15 protein-coding genes and 1 tRNA gene are annotated in these 20,554 nt (G+C 44.3%); 13 read left to right on the forward strand and 3 right to left on the reverse strand.

Annotation, left to right across the window (positions count from 1 at the left end; all coding sequences use genetic code 11):
- Positions 1-407: 407 nt before the first annotated feature.
- The 6 genes from LEPTO7376_RS03565 (at position 408) to LEPTO7376_RS03590 (ending at position 10,434) form a co-directional block, all read left to right on the forward strand.
- Complete coding sequence (locus tag LEPTO7376_RS03565) at positions 408-1,613, forward strand: response regulator (RefSeq protein WP_015132883.1); 1,206 nt, start codon at positions 408-410, stop codon at positions 1,611-1,613.
- An 820-nt stretch (positions 1,614-2,433) separates the two neighbouring features.
- Positions 2,434-3,564, forward strand: a complete 1,131-nt coding sequence (locus LEPTO7376_RS03570; RefSeq protein ID WP_015132884.1) for a response regulator — start codon at positions 2,434-2,436, stop codon at positions 3,562-3,564.
- 37 nt (positions 3,565-3,601) lie between these two features.
- Entirely contained in the window at positions 3,602-3,964 is a 363-nt protein-coding gene (locus LEPTO7376_RS03575) for a PleD family two-component system response regulator (RefSeq protein ID WP_015132885.1), read from the forward strand.
- A 54-nt stretch (positions 3,965-4,018) separates the two neighbouring features.
- The gene (locus LEPTO7376_RS03580; protein WP_015132886.1) at positions 4,019-4,513 is read left to right on the forward strand and encodes a chemotaxis protein CheW; all 495 of its coding nucleotides are present in this window, start codon (positions 4,019-4,021) and stop codon (positions 4,511-4,513) included.
- A 92-nt stretch (positions 4,514-4,605) separates the two neighbouring features.
- The gene (locus tag LEPTO7376_RS03585; protein WP_015132887.1) at positions 4,606-7,566 is read left to right on the forward strand and encodes a methyl-accepting chemotaxis protein; all 2,961 of its coding nucleotides are present in this window, start codon (positions 4,606-4,608) and stop codon (positions 7,564-7,566) included.
- Positions 7,567-7,617: 51 nt separating this feature from the next.
- Positions 7,618-10,434, forward strand: a complete 2,817-nt coding sequence (locus LEPTO7376_RS03590; RefSeq protein ID WP_015132888.1) for a response regulator — start codon at positions 7,618-7,620, stop codon at positions 10,432-10,434.
- A 40-nt stretch (positions 10,435-10,474) separates the two neighbouring features.
- On the opposite strand, the gene LEPTO7376_RS03595 is transcribed toward LEPTO7376_RS03590, so the two are convergent.
- The gene (locus LEPTO7376_RS03595) at positions 10,475-11,026 is read right to left on the reverse strand and encodes a J domain-containing protein (RefSeq protein ID WP_015132889.1); all 552 of its coding nucleotides are present in this window, start codon (positions 11,024-11,026) and stop codon (positions 10,475-10,477) included.
- A 197-nt stretch (positions 11,027-11,223) separates the two neighbouring features.
- Here LEPTO7376_RS03595 and LEPTO7376_RS03600 point away from each other — a divergent pair, with 197 nt between their 5' ends.
- The 7 genes from LEPTO7376_RS03600 to LEPTO7376_RS03630 all read left to right on the forward strand — a co-directional run bounded on the left by LEPTO7376_RS03600 (position 11,224) and on the right by LEPTO7376_RS03630 (position 16,826).
- Positions 11,224-11,430, forward strand: coding sequence for a hypothetical protein (locus LEPTO7376_RS03600; RefSeq protein WP_015132890.1), 207 nt, complete (start codon positions 11,224-11,226; stop codon positions 11,428-11,430).
- A gap of 146 nt (positions 11,431-11,576) precedes the next feature.
- Positions 11,577-11,825 carry a molybdopterin converting factor subunit 1 gene (gene moaD, locus LEPTO7376_RS03605; RefSeq protein WP_015132891.1) on the forward strand — a complete coding sequence of 83 codons (249 nt, stop codon included), beginning with the start codon at positions 11,577-11,579 and terminating at the stop codon, positions 11,823-11,825.
- Between the two features lie 103 nt (positions 11,826-11,928).
- Positions 11,929-14,139 carry a selenide, water dikinase SelD gene (selD, locus tag LEPTO7376_RS03610; RefSeq protein ID WP_015132892.1) on the forward strand — a complete coding sequence of 737 codons (2,211 nt, stop codon included), beginning with the start codon at positions 11,929-11,931 and terminating at the stop codon, positions 14,137-14,139.
- Complete coding sequence (locus LEPTO7376_RS03615) at positions 14,136-14,603, forward strand: N-acetyltransferase (RefSeq protein ID WP_015132893.1); 468 nt, start codon at positions 14,136-14,138, stop codon at positions 14,601-14,603. The genes selD and LEPTO7376_RS03615 overlap by 4 nt, the downstream gene beginning before the upstream one ends.
- Before the next feature lie 172 nt (positions 14,604-14,775).
- A tRNA-Glu gene (locus tag LEPTO7376_RS03620) sits at positions 14,776-14,848 on the forward strand.
- A gap of 59 nt (positions 14,849-14,907) precedes the next feature.
- A complete protein-coding gene (gene mutY / locus LEPTO7376_RS03625; RefSeq protein WP_015132894.1) occupies positions 14,908-15,948 on the forward strand; it encodes an A/G-specific adenine glycosylase in 1,041 nt (346 codons plus the stop codon).
- Between the two features lie 98 nt (positions 15,949-16,046).
- Entirely contained in the window at positions 16,047-16,826 is a 780-nt protein-coding gene (locus tag LEPTO7376_RS03630; protein WP_015132895.1) for a hypothetical protein, read from the forward strand.
- Between the two features lie 74 nt (positions 16,827-16,900).
- Here the strand turns inward: LEPTO7376_RS03630 and LEPTO7376_RS03635 are convergent, their stop codons facing one another.
- Together LEPTO7376_RS03635 and LEPTO7376_RS03640 are read right to left on the reverse strand one after the other, a co-directional pair.
- Positions 16,901-18,508, reverse strand: a complete 1,608-nt coding sequence (locus LEPTO7376_RS03635) for a B12-binding domain-containing radical SAM protein (RefSeq protein WP_015132896.1) — start codon at positions 18,506-18,508, stop codon at positions 16,901-16,903.
- 227 nt (positions 18,509-18,735) lie between these two features.
- Positions 18,736-20,340 carry a B12-binding domain-containing radical SAM protein gene (locus LEPTO7376_RS03640; RefSeq protein ID WP_015132897.1) on the reverse strand — a complete coding sequence of 535 codons (1,605 nt, stop codon included), beginning with the start codon at positions 20,338-20,340 and terminating at the stop codon, positions 18,736-18,738.
- Positions 20,341-20,554: the final 214 nt, after the last annotated feature.

Consider the following 20,554-nt stretch of genomic DNA (forward strand, 5'->3'; position numbering starts at 1 on the left):
GCCCCTATTCTTCCACAACCATTACTAGTGCACCACTACCCAACTGATTAAGTGATTTAGCGGATCCATTCCATCATTACACCAGCCTATGATGATAAACAATTCCGATGTTTCTATAAAAACGTTAAGAAACAAAAGTAGCATCTAGTGTTAATGATTTAATTAGGCTGACCTGATTCCAGACAAGTCTTGGACTTAAGTGCAATCAAAAAGACTAATTTATCAATAATTCTCAGAGAACTATAGAGGTTCATTTACCAGATATGGCGACATAGCGCTCAGGTATTGAAGGGATCAATATTTAATAGATTATTTATTAATCGCTTAAATGAATCGATCTTCCTCAGCGCCACTAGCCTAAAAATTTACTTTCTCAATCTCCAATTTAAGTGCAACAAGGTAAATCTATGGAATCACAAGATATCACCGCCAAAAGAGTTGTCATTCCAGGCAAGGCTCTCCGGGCTTTGATCATGAAAAAGGCATCAGGATTAGTCACCATTTTTGATCCTGCGGATGAGTCAATCTCTTGGCACTTGTATTTCACAGAAGGCAACCTTCAGTATGCAACGAGTGGGATGGGTCACAAGGTACGCCTCACCTATCTTCTGAAACAGCTTTTCCCCAACACAAAGTTTCCGATCCCCGATAATCTAAACAGTGCAACAGAGTACCAGTATCTCAACAAGGTTCTAGGAACAGGCAAACTTTCTGAAAAGCAGGTAAAAAGTGTTCTTTATTATCTAACTCAAGAGGCGATCGCCCAGGTTTTATCCCTCCCCAGGGCCGCGATTACTTACAGTGCGAAGCATCCTCAGTTAAGCCCAGCATTGCTTTCCGTGCCTCTGCGCAATATGCTCCGCTCACTTCAGAACCAAATTCGTAGTGTTGTTAGATTACGAACAGTGATTGGTTCTCCTTTCCAACGATTGCAACTAGACTCAACGAACCAAGTTGCACAACCAGACTTAGATATTGAAAACTGCTTTTCTATCAAAGGCCTCAATACACAACTCGCTGAGTCACGCACTCTTTACGAACTGTGTGAGCAAACGGGTCAAACAACCATTACCCTGGGCAATTTGGTGAAGCCGATGGTGTATGCCGGTGAAATCAAGGTCTCACCATACGCCGTTAAAACAACAGCCCCTCGACCACTTATCGCCTGTATTGACGACAGTAAGGCCACCCAGAGAATTGTCAAAATGACCCTTGAGGCGAGCGGCCTTGAAGTGGTGGGCATTACGGATCCAGCCCAAGCTCTCAGTACTTTTGTCAACAAACGCCCAGAATTGATTTTGATGGACATTAACATGCCAGATATCAATGGCTATGAACTTTGTCGGATGTTTAACCAGTCCAATATCATGAAAGACATTCCGGTCATCATGCTGACTGGCAGAGATGGTTTGTTGGATCGCATGCGTGCTCGGGTAGTTGGCTCTACAGCTTATATTGCAAAGCCTTTCAAACCACAAGATTTAGTGGAGTTAGTTCAGTCCTACACACAAAATCAGGAACCACAACCCAAGACCAGCAAGCCTGTCGCCCCCCAATTTACTTCCCCAAAGCCCCAATTCACTAAGCCCATGTCCCAATTCACGATGGCTTAATAGATTGTTTGTTTCCGCTTGTGAGTGGGTGATAACAATTCAAAAAAGCCTTAAAAATCAATCATTGATCCAATTCAATTACTCACTCCTGCTAACACAGAAAATAAGCCCTATAATCTCCTTTCTATTTCCATGAAATACTTCGGCGAATGTTCAACTTGCCAGAAAAAACATGGAAAACACTTAGGCTTTATTGATTATCATGAAATCCAGATAGTTGCCCTTGTGAGGTAGGGACTCTCTAACGAAGTCTGATATCAAAAAAAACGGTTCTTGAAGCACATTATCTTTCAGAACATCAGACACCAATTACAAGATGTTCAATATCAGATCAAACTATTGATATACAAATATTCTAGCCTCATTATTCAGTAAAAATACTGAGACCCTTCAATCAAAATCAACATAGGGAAATCTCTTCAGGCTTCTTTTTAAACTCTCATTAGAGGCTCATTAATCAATTCCCTTCAGAATTTTAATAAAGCGTAACGTTCAATCCTCCCTTATTTGAATTAACCTTAACCATTCACTAAGCATTTAACGCTACCGAAATACAATGCAGGGGGTAGGCTTTAGGGAGGGTAATAATTTAGTTACTAAGCTAGGGAATTATCAGAATACTAGAAGATATTTGTCATCGTATGAACTGAACACAGCTATCATATGATGCGAAAAAGAACATAAAAAATTGCCGGATGTCAAAAAAAAACACAGAAATATTAGAGGAATGACTACAACATAGATAAATATACTTATCTGTTTTTAATCACCCTAGTATTCGATGTTTTGACCCTCTCCTAGCTCTATCTCACGTAGTTTTATGGAAGTGCAGGATACTGCTACAAAAAAAGTTGTGATTCCGGGGAAAGCTCTTCAGAGTCTGATCCTCAAAAAGCTCTCGGGCACCGTCACAATATTCGACCCTTCAGATGAGTCAGTTTATTGGCACTTACACTTCGGAGACGGCAAACTTCACTATGCCACTAGTGGCATCGGTAAGCGGGAACGTTTGGAATATTTACTAAAACTATTATTTCCAAACACTGACTTTCCCATTCCCAATAACCTTACAGACGAATATTCATACGTTTGTAAAATTTGGCAGATGGGGAAATTCTCCCTTAAACAAGTCCGACAAGTGCTTTATTTCCTCACCCAGGAAGCCATTACTCAAGTTTTGGCTTTGCCACGGGCAGCAATGTCATTTAAGCGTTCATCAAAATCTTTAGATCCATTACTTCTCTCATTAGCATTGAAGCAAATGGTTCGTCCGCTACAGGATCAAATACGCAGTGTCGTACAACTACGATCAGAAATCAGCTCTCCTTTTGAGCGTTTGTATTTGGAAAATGTTGAGCAGATCGTCCATCAATCTTGGCTGAACGTAGAGGATTATGAATTTGTTGAGAGCATAGTCGAAGAGCTTCATAAAAAAAACACATTGTATGAACTCAGTTTTCAAGTTAAACAAACCACTATCCAGTTAGGTACATTACTAAAACCACTAATCCAAGCAGGTGGGATCAGGGTACTTCCTTATCAAGAACTGATTCGGCCGGAACGCCCCTTAATCGCTTGTATTGACGATAGTAAGGCGACTCAGCGTATTGTCAAAATGACACTCGAAGCTAGCGGCTTCCAGGTTGTCGGAGTCACAGAACCGGCTCAGGCTCTTACAACATTTGCCCGTCAACGCCCAGAGGTGATCTTAATGGATATTAATATGCCGGATATCGATGGTTACGAGCTTTGTCGGATGTTTAATCAGTCCAGAATCCTTAAAAATATACCTGTAGTGATGTTAACTGGCCGAGATGGTTTACTTGATCGCATTCGTGCTCGCATGGTTGGGGCATCGGACTTTATCGCAAAACCATTTAATCCCCAAGAATTAATTCAGTTAGTGCAGTCATATTTACCAGCTAATCTTCCTGAATCCAAACTTTCATAACGACTTAACAAGATAGTAAAGGGCAGAGGCAACACTCATGAAAAATGCATTAGTTGTAGAGGATTCCAAGTCTGAGCAAAAGCTGGTTCAGGCCTTGCTTGAGAAGATGGAAATCAAAGTTGATATCGCTGATAACGGAGAAGAAGCGCTTGACTGGCTGAAAAGTAATGACCAGCCGGACTTGATTCTTTTAGATATCGTTATGCCAGACATGAATGGTCTAGAGCTCTGCCGTGAGATTCGGGAGACTTTAGGTTATGCCGATATTCCAATTATTTTTTGTTCTAACAAAAGTGAAGAGTTTGATCGGTTTTGGGCGCTACGTCAGGGCGGCAATGCTTATATTACAAAGCCTTATAGTCCAATGGATTTGATTAAAACGGTGAAGGCACATCTCTAGTGTCTATGTCGTGCTTGAAACTTCGTCTTTTTAAAGTCAAGGCTCCCACAAATTATGTCCACACTTGCGGCCACGGCTGACTATTTCCAAGTACAGCTTTATCCCAACAATTCATCGCCATCTCTTAGCCAAACTCTACTTTTAATTCCGCTAAGTGATATTGCCGAGATCATCACGGTACAACAGCGCGAAATTTGCCCCTTGCCCGGTGTCCCGCAGGGGGTCACTGGTGTTTTAAACCTGAGAGGACAACTTATCTGGACAATGGATTTACGTCTATTAAATCGGGATTGGGGGGATTCTACTCGCCAAAATCCCCAGGCAAAATCCACTTTAGTGTTGGTGACATCTGAACAAGGCCAAATCGGTTGCTACGTGGATAGTTTAAAGGGAATTGTCAACTGCCATCTTGGGCAACAAAGGGAGGTTCAAACTTACCATCAGGCAGCTTACGCTTTTTGTAAGAGTGAAATTGAACTCCCAAATAGTCAGCTCGGGCTACTGCTAGATACGCCTCAGTTATTTCAGCATCTGCAAAACGGTCGATAAGTTTATCCAATATTGTTTGTTTTTTGGGCTCCGGTGCAGTTTTTACCTTTTTTTTGTTCAACTCAAAGTCTTACTAAGTCACAAGGATTGTTATGACGGCTACAACTGATACATTTAACCAGTCTAATTATTCGCCCGCCATCAAAGAACTACAAGCGGCGATCGCCGTCGATCCGACGGATGTGATAACGAAGCTCAACCTTGCCAGTCAGTATGAAGAAGAAGGTTTTGTAGACGAGGCAGCAGAAGTCTATCGAGATATTATCAAGACTGACACCGAAGGTGTTTTTGCAGCAAGTGCAGAACAAGCATTAAAGAATCTGGGTAAGAGCATCGAAGCAGACCCGCCAACCCAATCTCCTCAACAATCCTCAGTCCCTGCCCCAGATCCAACGCAATCTTATTCTGAAAATATTGAAGCCCTCAGACGCGAAGTAACGGCTGACCCTTCGGATATGGTTGCCCAAATCAGCCTAGCAAACGCCTTTGAGAGTGAAGGGCATGCCAAAGAAGCAGCCTCTGTCTACGTATACATCATTGAGAACGACAAGGAAGAGGTCTTCTCTGCCAGCGCCCAGAAAGCATTAGAAGATCTCCAGGAACGTTTCCCAAATGAACAGCTTGTGGGATCCGCATCGCCAAAACAAGAGCAAACAGTAGAACCTGAAGTCGTACATCCACGCGAGAAGCAAACGGCCAATGATATCGATTTCCTTGGTCAGCCCAAACCAACAAAACCAAGCAACCAACGAGCCAATCAAGTTCTCAGTCGACTACGAGACTTACCGATCGCCCAAAAGCAGTTTGGTGGCATGTTGCTCTCCAGTCTCCTGACCCTAACGGGAGTAGTCGGTGCAGGTATTGCGATTACGACCACTTCTGGTCAAAGTCAGTTGCGTGAACAAGCCTCATCAGAGCTGGCGGTAAACGAAATTCAATACGACATTAAAATCAACCAGATGGGTTTCGGTTTCCGGGGTCAGTCCGATAACGTAGCGGTTATTGAAGCTGCGACAGAGTATGCTCAAACGCGTCAAGTTTCACCAGGAGTGCGATCGCAGGTAGATGCAATTCTAAAGAATGAGATTCAAGCACGAAACATTGAATTCGCGACCCTAGTGGGTAACGATAAAAAAATCATTGTTAATGCCAATGAAAATCGTGCAGGTGATACTTTTGACCCTAATGGTTTGGTCAGCGAGGTTTTGGCAAATCCAAGTCAGATCAAAACCAGTGAACTTATCCCATGGGAGGAGATCGAGGCCGAAAAACCGCCTTTACCAGAAGGAACATCTCCGGAAGATAAGGCTCTTGTTCGTTACACAGTAACGCCAGTAACTAGCAGTGGTGGTCAAGTGGTTGGTGTCTTGGTTTCTGGTGACCTTGTGCTTGAAGGCAAAGTCGCCATTCCGACTGAAACAGTTAAAGCCTTTGACTCTGGTTACAGTGCGGTCTATCACATTAATGATGATGGGTCTTTTAATTTCTCTACTGCTGCATCAGAAACGCTTGAAGGTGCAGGTAATGGAGCAGCGGGACAATTAGTAATTCACACCAGTATCGATGAAGCAGAGGCTCTAGCTCTCCCAACGACTGAGTTGCTAGAGGATGCCACCGCTGCTAATGGAGAAATCGTTACGTCAAGAAAAGAAGTTGCGGGACAAAGCTATACCCTTGCAGCGGTTAGTCTCAAGAATAATGCAGGTCAACCTGTGGCTATTTTGGTACGAGGAACTCCGGTTGAAAACTTAAATGCTCTGCTCCGGAGTAGTTTATTGCTCCAAGTCGGTGTGGGTGTCGTGGCAATCACGATGTCGGCAGTATTGGCAGGCTTGTTAGGACGAGCTATCAGTAAGCCGATTCAGGATTTGCAGAAAGCAGCTCAAGATTTCGGTCAAGGGGACTTGAGTGCTCGTGCAGAAGCGGAGACACGGGATGAGATTGGTCTCTTGGCAGAAACGTTTAACGAGATGGCAGAAGATATTCTTACTTCTACTGAGGCGATCGCCCGTCAATCAGAAGCCAACGAACGAGAGGCAATCTTCCAACGGAAAGAGCGTGAGCGACTACAACAGGGGGTAATTCGCTTACTCCTACGCATTGAAGAAGCCCGCCGTGGTGACCTCAGAGTACAAGCCCTTGTGGACGAAGGGGAAGTCGGTTCGATTGCAGACGCATTTAACGCCACGATGCGAAGTCTGCAAGACCTGGTTGCACAGGTACAAAGTTCTGCGAACCAAGTGCATGACTCCGCTATCAGCAACACAGGTTTAATTACCCAGCTCTCAGATGAAGCACGACTCCAAGAGCAATCGATTCAGTCGGCGGAAAAATCGGTTCAGGGTATTGCCCAATCGATTCAATCCGTTGCGAAATCTGCCCAAGTCGCGGCGAAAATTGCCCGCACCTCCCGTCTCGCTGCACAACAGGGTCAACAAACCATGGACGAAACGGTATCTAACATTGATACGATTCGAACCTCGGTAGCAGACACCTCCAAAAAAGCAAAACGCTTGGCTGAGTCTTCCCAAGAGATTTCGAAGATTGTCAACATCATTTCTGACATCTCCGAGAAAACGAACCTCCTGGCATTTAACGCCTCCATTGAGGCAACACGTGCGGGTGAAAATGGTCAAGGTTTCCGAGTGGTTGCGGATGAGGTCCGACGTCTGGCAGAGCAGGTTACAAGTTCTGCCCAAGAGATTGAGCAACTGATTGGTGGTATTCAGGAAGAGACGGTGGAAATGATGAAAATGATGGAAGACAGTACATCACAGGTTGTCACCGGAACAGAACTGGTACGGAAAACGAAAACCACGCTCCAAAATGTGGCACGCATTAGTGAAGAGATCGACAAAGTATTGAACTCCATCTCGAAAGCAACGGTCTCCCAGCGGGAAGCATCTAAGAAGGTGACGCAAACGATGAAGTCTGTCGCAACGGTAGCGCAAAAAACAGCGACCCAATCCGAGACGATGTCCGAGCAGCTCGGCTCACTCTCAGAGGTGGCGATCGCCCTCCAGGAATCATCGTCGAAGTTTAAAGTTAACTAATTCTTTCGTTCATCCTCATCCTCTAGACTCTATCGGGATCTAATTTCCATCATGTTGGACGCAGCCAGTTTAAAAGCGATCGCCCTCGAAACCCGTCACTGCTTCTTACTTGAAGATGCGCCGGATTTCATCAATCTTTTTAACGACAGCGCCGCGCAGTTGCGAGAAGAATTACAGCAGCCCACAGGCGCTGATACGAGTGCTTTATATAAAAATCTCGTTCGTGCCGCCCATTCCATTAAAGGTGGTGCAGGCCTAGCAGAGCTGTCATTGCTCAATCGACTCGCCCACAAAATGGAAGACCTGTTGGAATTGATGGCGGAGGGGCGTATCCAAGACCAATTCACGGGCATTGAGCTGGTGAGTTTGGCGATGGAAGAAGTGCAAAGTTGCATTGATCTGGCGTCTACGGATGATAATAATCCAGGTGAATCTGCGGGGGCTCCTGAACTCATTCAGGCTCTCGCAGAATTTTTAGAGACAGCCGACGCCAAAACCCAGCCCAGCTCCGAGTCTGCCAATAATTCTGCGACACCCAGTAAATTTGTCGCAACGGCTCTCAGTGTCGATCTCGAAGCCTGTGTCAAACGAATGGCCGATTCTCTCGAGACGGACGCCACTCCGCATCGTCTCAGTTCTCATTTCCAAACCTTAACGGAGGAATGTCAGCTGCTTGGGGAAGCACTGAGTTTACCGTGGCTCCAAAATATTGCCGTCATGATTAATCAGGTACAACAACATCCGGCAGTACCTCTCAAAAAGTTAGCGGAGTTGGCGATCGCCGAAATCCGTAATCTCAGCAACTCCTATCTCAAAAACCCCGATCACACTGACCCTTCTCCAGATTTTCAAGACTTTGTACGCCAATATCAAACGGCCAAAGCACCAGCGCCTCAACCGATTGCCCAGCAACCAGAACCCTCAACTCTTACTCCAGTAGCGGCAACAGCGACAGCCACCCAAATCCCAGCAAAAGTTTCTGCAAAAACAACCTTCTCCCCCCAAAAAACATCCACTGTCCAAGTGCGGATGCCTATTGACCAGCTCAACCGTATGGGTAACGCGGTCGGAGAACTTTTTATCGGGTATGAGCAATTATCGCGACACCACCAACAACTCCAACAGGCGAGTCGTAATCTCAAACAAAGAACACTACAACTCAATCCAATTCACGATGAAGTAACCACCCTCTACGATAAATTGGCCAGTGCGACACCGGGCGAAACGCTCACCCCAAACAACGCAGTCAGTCGTGGTAACGCCAATGAGTTTGATAGTCTGCATTTCGACCAATATACCCAAGCTCACTCCAACCTCCAGCAATTCCAGGAGTTGATGGTACAGGTACAAGAAATCCGAGAAGATATCGAGTTGATCCGTTGGGAGTTTCAAAATTCCCTGGACAGTATGCGGCAACAGTTAGAGTATCTCAACCAAGATCTCACCCAATCCCGCTTAATCCCTTTCGGTAAATTGGCAAGGCGCTTTATCTCTTCCCTCGAAACCTTGAGTAAACGCTATCCCCAATCTGCGCAACTTCAAATTATTGGCGAACAAGTGCTCATTGACCAAGCGATCCTTGAGCAGTTACGAACTCCATTAACTCATCTCATTCGTAATGCGTTTGACCATGGCATCGAAGCGGCTGTCCAACGTCGCCAAGTAGGTAAGCCTGATGTTGGCACCATTACCGTCTCTGCAAAATTGCAGGGAAATATGGTGGAAGTAGAAGTTAGTGATGATGGTAAAGGCATTGATATCGAAAGGGTTTGGCAAAAAGCACTGGATCTAGGTCTCTATACCGTTGAAGATCGCGATCACCTTAGTGATGGGCAAATTTTAGACCTGATTTTTTCTCCGGGTTTCTCAACTCGCCAAGAAGTAACAGACCTCTCTGGACGAGGCATGGGATTAGATATTGTGCGCCTTGAGCTAGGGCAACTCAGTGGCACTGTCTTGGTAAACCAACAACCTCAACAGGGGACGAAATTTGTTATTCGGATTCCGCTCAGTTTCAATATTTTGCCGCTATTACTCTGCCGATGTCAGCAGCAAATCATCGCTTTACCATCGGTAAATGTGCAAGCCATTATTTCCCTCGCGGATAAAGATTCGACCCAAGCTCCTCCTGAATTTTTAAACTGGCAAGGTCAAAATCTAAAACTCCATGCCCTTGATCAGCTTTTGCCCTACACTCAGTCTTCTATTTTTCTCCCCTCTGAAAGACGTCCTCAACCAGTTATCGGTGTGGTTGTCCGGCAGGATGAAAACTCGATGGCGATCGCTGTTGATGAGATTATTGGAGAGCGGGAATTAGTATTAAAAGCTTTGAATCAAACGGTAGCCTATCCCTCCTATGTGGCAGGTTGTACAGTCCTAGGTTCCGGGGAAGTGGTTCCGGTACTTGTGCCCGATGCCTTTGATGAATTGCTTGAGCACCAGCAGACTCAGCCCGTTGCTCCAGCTATTACAGAAACTTCAGCTCAGCGAGATTTACGTCAACCGTCGATCTTAGTGATTGATGACTCTGTCGCAGTGCGTCGTACTCTCGATAAAATGCTCACTCAATGTGGCTACCAAGTGCATCAATGTCGTGATGGCAAAGAGGCATGGAATTTCCTTAACCGTTCTAACCAAGTCTTCGATCTGGCGATTTGTGACCTTGAGATGCCGGGCTACGATGGCTTTACGCTTTTACAAATGGTACGAGGACAACAGCAATGGAATGATTTGCCTTTCGTCATGCTCACCTCTCGTGACAATGATCTACACCGCCAAAAAGCGAAAAAACTCGGCGCTAATAATTATTTCACCAAGCCATTCCAACCGATCCAATTCCTTGAGGCAATCTCTGCCTACGTCAGCTAACTCAATCGGAACGCAAAAGATACACGCGAAAAACCAAAAACTAAACAGCGGAAATTTTGATTTTGGCGATCGCCTGTTCAACTTGTTGGCGGAGGGTGAGGTTACAAGGATCAGCGAGCATCGCCTTACGAAAATAGGTATGGGCTTGGGATTGTTTGCCTTTACGGAGCAATAGCGATCCCCATGATAAATAAATGATGCCTTGCCATTGGCGCACTTCCACGTCATCGGGCAATCGTTGGGCTAAACCTTCAGTTAAGGCGATCGCCCGGGCGAATTTCTCTTTACGCAAACAAGTCTGGAGTGATTGATAGGTTTGCCACTTCAGTCGATGTTCTAATGCTGACAGTTCGTAGGGGGCACTCACCCGAAGCGGCTCCGCTTTCTCTTCATCAAATGCCGCACTCGGCAATGTCCGCATCAACTCTCGATACGCACGATTTATCTCAATAAATTTTTCTTGAGCCTGGCGATCGCCTGCATTCACATCCGGATGAAACCGTCGCGCCAAACGCCGATAAGACGACTTAATCGTTGCAAGTTCAGCATCAACCCGTAACCCTAAAATTTCATAGCAATGGAGAAGATTCATAAACTGTCGATAAGCGGCCTTGCCCTAAGAATACAGCAAAAAAAACGCTGCCGCCCTAATCTCAAGGAGCAATCTATATCACATATTTTTTGTGCTCTAAATCACAAAAATATGATGATCTGCGTCGCGATCCCGACGACTTACAGACCTTAATATTAAGTTACGAATTAATATTGCAAGTGCTTATAATCGCCGAGATGGAATCTCCCCTTAAGCTTTTACCTGGATCAGTCGCAAGCATTTTAGCGGAAGTCGGTAGGTCAAAATGTCTCACGGAAGCGGATCGATATGGCCTAATGGCAGCAGTATTTGACGAAACACTTTCAGAAGACGAACGACGAGCAATTAATCGCATTCTCTACAGCGTAGTGCGTGGACGTATTCGGGTCGCTGAACCAGATTAACTCATCGATTTTATGCACTCATTTAATGTCTATACACATCTATCGACATTAAATTAAGTCTTGGTCACACACAGATAGAAACCCTCTAAACAACTGAGCAAAAGCAGTTATATTCATTGCTGTAGATCATTGCTTCGATAAAACCATTGATTAATATTTCGGTTAAGCTTTTCGCCATTTACCAAGAAACCTATCAGCAGGAACAGTTGACTTTGCAGCTCGACGATCAGGCAACGGTGGGGACTTTGGCAGATAAGATTTTTAATGCACACCCCGAATTAGAACAGTGGCGCAGTGTCACTCGGTATGGGGTCAATATGGAATTTGTTGATGAAAATACGACGCTTCAAGATGGCGATGAGGTGGTCTTGATTCCGCCTGTTAGTGGTGGTTAATCAATATTCGGAATAACTATCCCGAAATTTTCAGATGCTCCTCAGCGAAATCCGGTGTATTTCTGCAAAGATGATCAGCAGTGGAGCGAGCAAAGGCTAGCAAATGACGGATTTGGTTTTAGTTGGTGGTGGTCATAGTCATGCGATCGCCCTGCGGATGTGGGCAATGAATCCGTTGCCAGATGTGCACCTCACGCTGATTAGTAATGTCACCTACACGCCTTATTCGGGAATGCTACCTGGATATGTCGCGGGTTTTTACGATTACGAAGAAACCCATATCGATCTGCGTCGCCTCGCCTATTTTGCAAAGGCTGATTTTTTGCGAGATGAAGTTGTCGGACTAGATTTAGAGAAAAAACAGGTTATTTGTCGAGATAGACCACCAGTCAGATTTGACCATTTATCGTTGGATATTGGCAGTACGCCCAGCATGGGGAAGATCTCTGGTGCCAAAGAATATGCAATTCCAGCAAAACCGGTGCCAGAATTTCTGTCAGCTTGGCAAGTCATTCTCGATAACGCCTCCAAACATCCGACCCAAAAACAAGAAATCATCATTGTTGGTGGTGGTGCAGGTGGCACAGAGTTAGCATTCAATATTCACCATGCTTTAACCCAAAAGTTAGCATCGCCAGATTTACTATCTTTGCAGCTTGTCCATCGTGGCCCTGAATTGGTTAACGGCAATGGTAATCCTTGGGTCAGCCAACTCACTGAAAAGTTATTGCGAGAGCGCGGCGTCAATATTCATCTCAATCAAAACGTTGCGCAGGTTTCAAAAAATGGGTTGCAATGCCAGTCTGGTTTAAAGCTGACAGGACAAGTCATTTGGGTCACTCAGGCTTCGGCTCCCGCATGGATTAAACAAAGTGGAATTCAAGCAGATACTCATGGTTTTGTGGTGATTGATGAAACCTTGCGATCGCCCTCCCATCCTTTTGTGTTTGCGACGGGTGATATTGCCTCAATGCAGGATCATCCTCGACCAAAAGCAGGGGTGTTTGCGGTGCGGCAAGGAAAACCGCTTTTTCAGAATTGGCAACGTACTTTTACAGGCGATGACCTCATTCACTACAAACCCCAAAAACGTTATTTAGCGCTTATTGGCACTGGGGATAAACAGGCGATCGCCACACGCGGGAAATTGGGTTGGCGCGCAAAATGGTTATGGGATTGGAAGGACAAAATTGATCGGAAATTTATGGATCAGTTTACCGATTTGCCTGAAATGAAACCGATGATGACAATGGCTGAGCCCAAACCCAAAATGTATTGTGCAGGCTGTGGCGCGAAAGTCGGCAAAGATATTTTATCGGCAGCTTTGGCAGATCTCGAAATCTCTGAAACAGATGGAGTGATTGTTGGACTCGATCAACCGGATGACGCGGCAGTGATTCAAGTGCCAAACGACAAACTTTTGGTGCAAACGGTCGATTATTTTCCGAGCTTAATTAATGACCCCTATCTCCTCGGTCAAATCGTGACGCAGCATTGCCTGAGTGATCTTTATACGATGGGTGCGATGCCCCATAGTGTGTTGGTTTTGGCGAGTATTCCCCACGGTAAGGCCAGAGTGCAACAAGGGCTTCTCTCACAAATGTTAGCTGGGGTAACAAAGGTTTTACGAGAGGAAAATATCGCGCTAATTGGTGGTCATACCAACGAATCAGACAAGTTAGGTTTGGGATTAACTTGCAACGGTTTTATTGAGCGCGATGATATTTGGCGCAAGGGTAAAGTCAAAGCTGGACAAGCACTTATCCTGACAAAGCCACTGGGAACAGGCACTCTATTCGCTGCCGAAATGCAACAAGCTGCAAAAGGAAAATGGATCAATGGGGCGATCGCCTCAATGGTGCAATCAAATCGAAAGGCTGCTGAAATTCTACGCAACCATAGTGCAACAGCTTGCACAGATATCACAGGATTTGGGTTGGCGGGGCATCTCCTTGAAATGCTTCAAACATCGGGTCTTTCAGCAGAATTATATTTAGACCAATTACCGATTCTCGATGGGGCTTTAGAAAGTATTGCCCAAGATTTTACGAGCTCCCTCGCACCACAAAATCACACAGCAGAACAATTTATTCATAGCGAGATAAAATCACGGGCTAAGCCTAAATATGAACTCATATTTGACCCACAGACATCGGGGGGATTACTAGCCAGTATCGATGAGGAACAAAGAGAAAACTGCATCAAAGCCCTCCGCCAAAATCATTATTTAGCCAGTGCTCAAATTGGAAAGATTTTTACGGCAGAGTATCCATCAATTATTCGAATTTCAAATTTAGGAGAAATAAACTCATGATTAGAGCCACAAAAGTAGGTGATGCGATCGCCATTACAGAGTTAGCGGCAGCAAACCATTTTGAACCTGACGAAATTGAATTAGTCCAAGGCACTTTAGAGAGTTATCTGAAGGGAGAAAGTGAGGAGCTATGGTTCTCGGCATTTAGCCCCAATGATGATTTAGTGGGAGTTCTCTATTGCACTCCCGAACCGATGACGCGAGGAACATGGAATATTTTGATGATTCTTGTTCACCCCGGGCAGCATCGACAGGGTTATGGCAAAGCATTGATGAGCCATGTTGAAACCACTTTATTAGAACGAAATACGCGTCTAATTATCGTTGAAACATCCAGTCTCGATGATTTTGCAAATGCCCGAGCCTTCTATCCCAAATGTGGCTACACAGAAACAGCAAGAATCCCGGATTTTTATGAAGCTGGCAGCGACAAAATTATTTTCCGCAAAGATTTAGCAGCTTAAAAGCACGACACTTTGCCACCTTAGATCAGTCACATTTCCCAAAAAATGGCAGAAATTGAAGGATTTGTCCCAATCTACAAAAAATTCGGATTAAAGTCTTGACATTATATTTTTTATCGGTTAGATTGTTTAACTGTGAGTCGTAAGCGAAAAGCCTATGCTCAGTCCGCAAGCCCCCATCGTCTAGTGGCCTAGGACACCTCCCTTTCACGGAGGCGACAGGGATTCGAATTCCCTTGGGGGTACTTCTAAAAAGAGCTTCAGATTAGTCTGGAGCTCTTTTTGTATTTTAAGGAAGATTACGATGACCGCTGTGTTTACGGAAGCAACTAGACAGGCAATGCGGCGATCGCTCCTGAGCTGGTATGGGCAAGCAGGTCGGACATTACCTTGGCGCAATGAACCAAATATCTATCGGGTTTGGATTTCGGAGATTATGCTCCAGCAGACTCAGGTGAAAACCGTCATTTCTTACTATGAGCGTTGGCTGAAAGCTTTTCCAACCGTGCAGAATTTAGCGCAAGCGGATCAACAAACAGTGCTCAAGCTTTGGGAAGGGTTGGGGTATTATGCGCGGGCCAGAAATTTACACTATGCAGCACAACAGGTCGTGACGGAATTTGGTGGTCAATTCCCGGAGGATTTGGAGGCAATTTTGCAGCTAAAGGGAGTTGGGCGCACAACGGCGGGAGGTATTCTCAGTTCTGCTCGAAATTTGCCGTTATCTATTCTCGATGGCAATGTGAAACGAGTGTTATCACGTTTAATGGCACTTGATCGACCACCCGCAAAAGCGTTAAAGGAACTTTGGCAACTCTCTGATCAGCTGCTCGACATCGAAAATCCGAGGGATTTCAATCAAGCTTTGATGGATTTGGGGGCAACGCTCTGCAAACAAAAGAATCCGAGCTGTGATATTTGTCCATGGCAAAGTAACTGTCAAGCCTATCAACAGGGCACTCCAACAGATTTCCCACGTAAAGCGCCAAAGAAAAAAATCCCAACAAAAAAATTAGTCGCGGCGATCGCCTTCAATACACAAAACAAAGTATTTATTCAACAGCGTCCAGTAACGGGATTACTCGGTGGCTTATGGGAATTTCCTAATATCGAAGGTGAACTCAAACCCTTGCTCGATGAGCTATTTCCGAATGCAGTTTATCAACAATCTTTAGAAACTGTTTTCCATGCCTATACCCACTTTAAGATTGAGCTAACACCAAAAATCCATACCGTAAAAAATTCAGAGGGCAATCATTGGGTAAAAATATCGGACTTAGATCAATATCCTTTCTCAAAAGCACATCTCAAGATTATTGAACAATTACGCAAGATCAATGGGTAGTCAAAAGCTATTTTCTTCTTGCAAATCACTCTTCAGCTACAAAAGATTGAGTAATCTCTATCAATTTTTATTGCACTAACGGCTAACTCCCATCACTCATGAATCCATCCATCACTATTCTTTTTTATCCAGAGATGCCGGAGCCAAGTTCTGTCGCCTATAAACTTTGCAGTCACCTTGGCTACCGTATTTCAAATAATCCGACTCAGCCTTTTGATGTGGCTTTTAAATATTTTGATGCCACTTTTTTTAGTGCAGATTTGATGGAGATTCTCGATGATATCAAAACGGAAGTTATCAATATTAAAAGTCTGGATATTAGCAAACAAAAAATCAGTGAAGTGTTCGAGGCTGTCTTTGGCTACCCAATTCTCATCAATCCTCTTTCTGAGGCAGGATTAGCTTTCAAAAAATCTAATATTAATAGCTTGAGTGATGGTGAAGTTATTGAGTTGCCTATCACAGAAGAAAACTTTGATGAATATTCGATTTATCAGAAATTTATTGATACACAAACAGAGGGTCAATATGTTGATATTCATATGCCAATCTATGATGGCTTAATGCCTTTGGCTATCATAGATTCTCGTCCTCAGAAACAACCTAGTCCAACGAATTATTCTTCAATCGAGATTCAAAATGTCTCATCTGTTTTTTCTGAGATAGAGGTCGAACAGTTAAAATTATTTGCTCAGAAATTAAGTTTAGATTATGGTGAATTCGACATTTTGCGAGATCGCCACGATGGAAAAATCTATGTCGTCGATGTGAATAATACGCCTTGCGAATTTCCTCAGGGATTAACGGCAGATCAACAAGAATTTCTTCTCGAAAAATTGAGTGATACTTTCGTGCCACTAATCGCCAAACGACTTTAAGGTGATCGCCCTTCAGACAAGAGACCCTCTTGAAATCAAGAGAGCCCCCTCAGAAAAAATATTATTTTCTCTCTCTAGCTGGCGATCGCCTTAGGCGTTTCCTGTTGCAATAGCTCACGGTTTTCCATTTGCTCTTGATAGTTAGCGAGCTGTTGTTCAATTTCTGCCTTTACGATTTCTCGATATTCAAGGAAATGCTCAATTTGGGCACAAACCGTGAGATAGCTAGGGATACCACGGCGGTTGTGGATAAACATTTGCACGAGATAAGACCAGAAGCTATATCTTGTTTTTCTAACCACACCTTGTCGCCAACAAATAATCGCTAGGGCACGAAGCATGGCAAATTCAAAGGGCTTTTTCGCTTTTGTCTTACGCTTTTTGGGATACTTATGGCAAGGTGCTTCACCCAAAATCCGATAGTGCTGATAGGTACGATCCAAGTATTTTTGTGGATCATAGAGCGCATAGAATCCTCGGACAAATTCTTCCGCAATCTCCTCTACAGGACGAGTCGGAATAAAATTCATCAGTGTTGTTTGGTTAATATCGCCAGAGCCAGAATCTTCTAAAAGACGTTCTTCTTTTTTCAAGCGATGCCACAAACCAGTGTCGGGTAGCACCTGCAACATACTAAAAATGGCAGTTGGAATAGTACTTTGCTGAACAAATTCCACTACGCGATCGCCCGCACCTTTCTTTTCCCCATCAAAACCAACAATAAAACCAGCCATTACCCGTAGGCCAGAGCTAATAATTTTGTTGACCGACTCACTCAATGGATCGCGAGTATTTTGGTACTTTTTAGTGACTTCGAGGCTGTCTTCATCTGGGGTTTCAATACCCAAAAAGACCGTACCAAAATTACAGGCCGTCATCATATCCATTAACTCTTGGTCATTGGCCAGGTCAACAGAGGCCTCTGTACCAAAGGAGAAAGGATAACCCTTCTCTTCGATCCATGGCTGAAGCTCTTTCAATAAAAGCTTCACGTTCCGCTTGTTGCCGATGAAATTATCATCCACCAAGAAAATAGTGCGTCGCCATCCGAGATCGTACAGGCATTCTAATTCGGCAATCAATTGCTGAGGAGTCTTTGTGCGTGGCTTGCGACCATAGAGAACAATAATGTCGCAGAACTCACATTGGTAAGGACAACCCCGCGAAAATTGCACTGACATCTCGGAGTATGCATCTAGCTCTAGAAGGTCATATCGAGGAATAGGTGTGGTTGAGACGTCCGGTTTTTCTGTGGCGCGATAGATGCCGGACTCTTCACCTTTCTCTATGGACTCAATGAACATAGGGATTGTAATTTCCCCTTCATCCAAGATGAGGTAATCAACTTCGCCTCTTAATTCCTTGGAAAAAGCAGTAGCGTAAGGCCCTCCAATTGCGACCTTCAAACCTCGTTTTCGTGCTTCTGCAATCTGATCTGCAATGTCATATTTTTGAACAATCATCCCCGACATAATAACAATGTCAGCCCATTCCCATTCGGCTTCTGTCACAGGTCGAATATTGCGATCTACCAGTTTAAATTCCCAATCTTGGGGCAAAATAGCCGCGACAGTAATCAGACCCAAAGGAGGAAGCAATGCCTTGCGTCCAATTAATTCGATCGCTTTTTCAAAAGACCAAAAGCTTTTTGGAAAAACGGGATAAATCAGTAAAGCGCGCATGTTATCTCCCTTTTGAGAACGGATCTTGTTCAAAAAAATTTTTATTTAATCAGTCTTAGCATAGTTCTTCTTCTCCAAGCTTGACATCGAAGGATGATTTATACGAGGCAGCGGGATGACGATTAAGGGGCGATCGCCTGCCATTGATTCAAGTTTTTTTGCATCTTAATTCTTCCTGGAAGAACAGCTCATAAGACAACCTTTGCTATCGTCATAACGCGTTATATTTAGCTGGCGATCGCCTTAATGTCTTCATTATTGGTTGAGATCGTCGTTTCTAATTTATTTTGTAGTGTTTGATATTCTCGGAGTTGCTTTTCAATTTGCTCTCTCACCTCGGAACGGTAGTCAAGAAAATGTTCCATGTATGCACAAACCGTAAGGTAGCTGATGACACCGCCGGGATTATGGCGAATCATACTGAATAAATAACCCCAGAATTTCACACGGGTTTTATAAACCAACCCCTGCTGAAACATGATGATGCACAACGCTTTCAACGCTCTCCAATCAAAAGGTTTCTTTACCTTAAATTCTTTTTTGGGATAGTTGGCCTCGCCGAGGATACGGTAGCAACGGTAAGTCCGATCTAAAAAAGCAATGGGGTCATACAAATCCCAAAACCCTTGAATGTATTCTTCGGCAATTTCTTCAACGGGACGGGTCGGGACAAAATTCATTAGGGTCGTTTGATTAATGTCAGCGGATTGACCTAATAAACGTTCTTCTTTTTCTAAGCGATGCCACAAGGCTGTATCTGGCAAAGCTTGCAACATACTAAATAGAGCAAGGGGAATATTAGTTTTCTCTACAAATCGGACAATGCGATCGCCAGAGCCTTTTTTCTCACCATCAAAGCCGATAATAAAGCCCGCCATTACCCGAATCCCAGAGGCAATAATTCGATCTACTGAGTCGCTAAGAGTATCGCGCGTATTTTGGAACTTTTTAGTGACCTTGAGGCTCTCTTCGTCTGGCGTTTCAATGCCGAGGAAAACCGACCCAAAATTACAAGCGACCATCAAATCCATCAGCTCTTGATCCTGAGCCAAATCGACAGAGGCTTCGGTATTAAAGGAAAATGGATAACCTTTTTTCGCCATCCAAGGCTGTAATTCTTTTAATAAGAGTTTGACATTACGCTTATTGCCGATGAAATTATCATCCACCATAAACACGGTTTCGCGCCAACCCAAGTCATAGAGATATTCCAGCTCGGCAATCAGTTGCTGCGGTGTTTTCGTTCGTGGCTTACGCCCATAAAGCACGATAATGTCGCAAAACTCGCATTGGAATGGACAGCCCCGCGAAAACTGCACAGACATCATGGCATAGGCTTTGAGATCGAGCAGGTCATATCGCGGAATTGGCGTTGTTGTCACATCAGGTTTCACGCCACCGCTCCGAAAAACGCCGGATTCTTCTCCTTTGGCGATCGCCTCGACGAATAAAGGAATCGTAATTTCTCCTTCATCCAGCACCATATAATCAGCGCCCACTTCCTGGCATTCATGGGGCAAAGATGTCGCATAGGGGCCACCGACAGCAACTTTCTTGCCTCTCGACTTCGCTTCTTTAATCAGTCCCAACAAATTGGCGCGATGGACGATCATGCCTGAAAAGATCACGATCTCTGCCCAATCCCAATCTGCATCATTTACATCACGCACATTGCAGTCAACCAGCCTTAATTCCCAATCCTGCGGCAAAATTGCAGCCACAGTAATCAACCCCAATGGTGGAATAAATGTTTTTCGTCCGATGAGGTGAATCGTTTTTTCAAAGGACCAAAAACTTTTATGGAACTCCGGATAAACCAATAATGCTTTCATAACAGCCTTCTATGAAGGGACGTGATGACTTCTTGATGGAAATTGTAGTAGCCACCATTTTATGACTCATGTATCAGACGTTAGAAATATATGATCACCGACTTCACCACCAACATGAATAAGGCATCCCCTAACCAAACAATAAATACAAGGCCATTTCCTCAGCCAAAGCCGCTCTCCATAAATGTTTCAGCGTTTTCGATATATTTACAGA

The sequence above is a fragment of the [Leptolyngbya] sp. PCC 7376 genome, assembly GCF_000316605.1.
Classification (GTDB): Bacteria; Cyanobacteriota; Cyanobacteriia; order Cyanobacteriales; family MRBY01; genus MRBY01.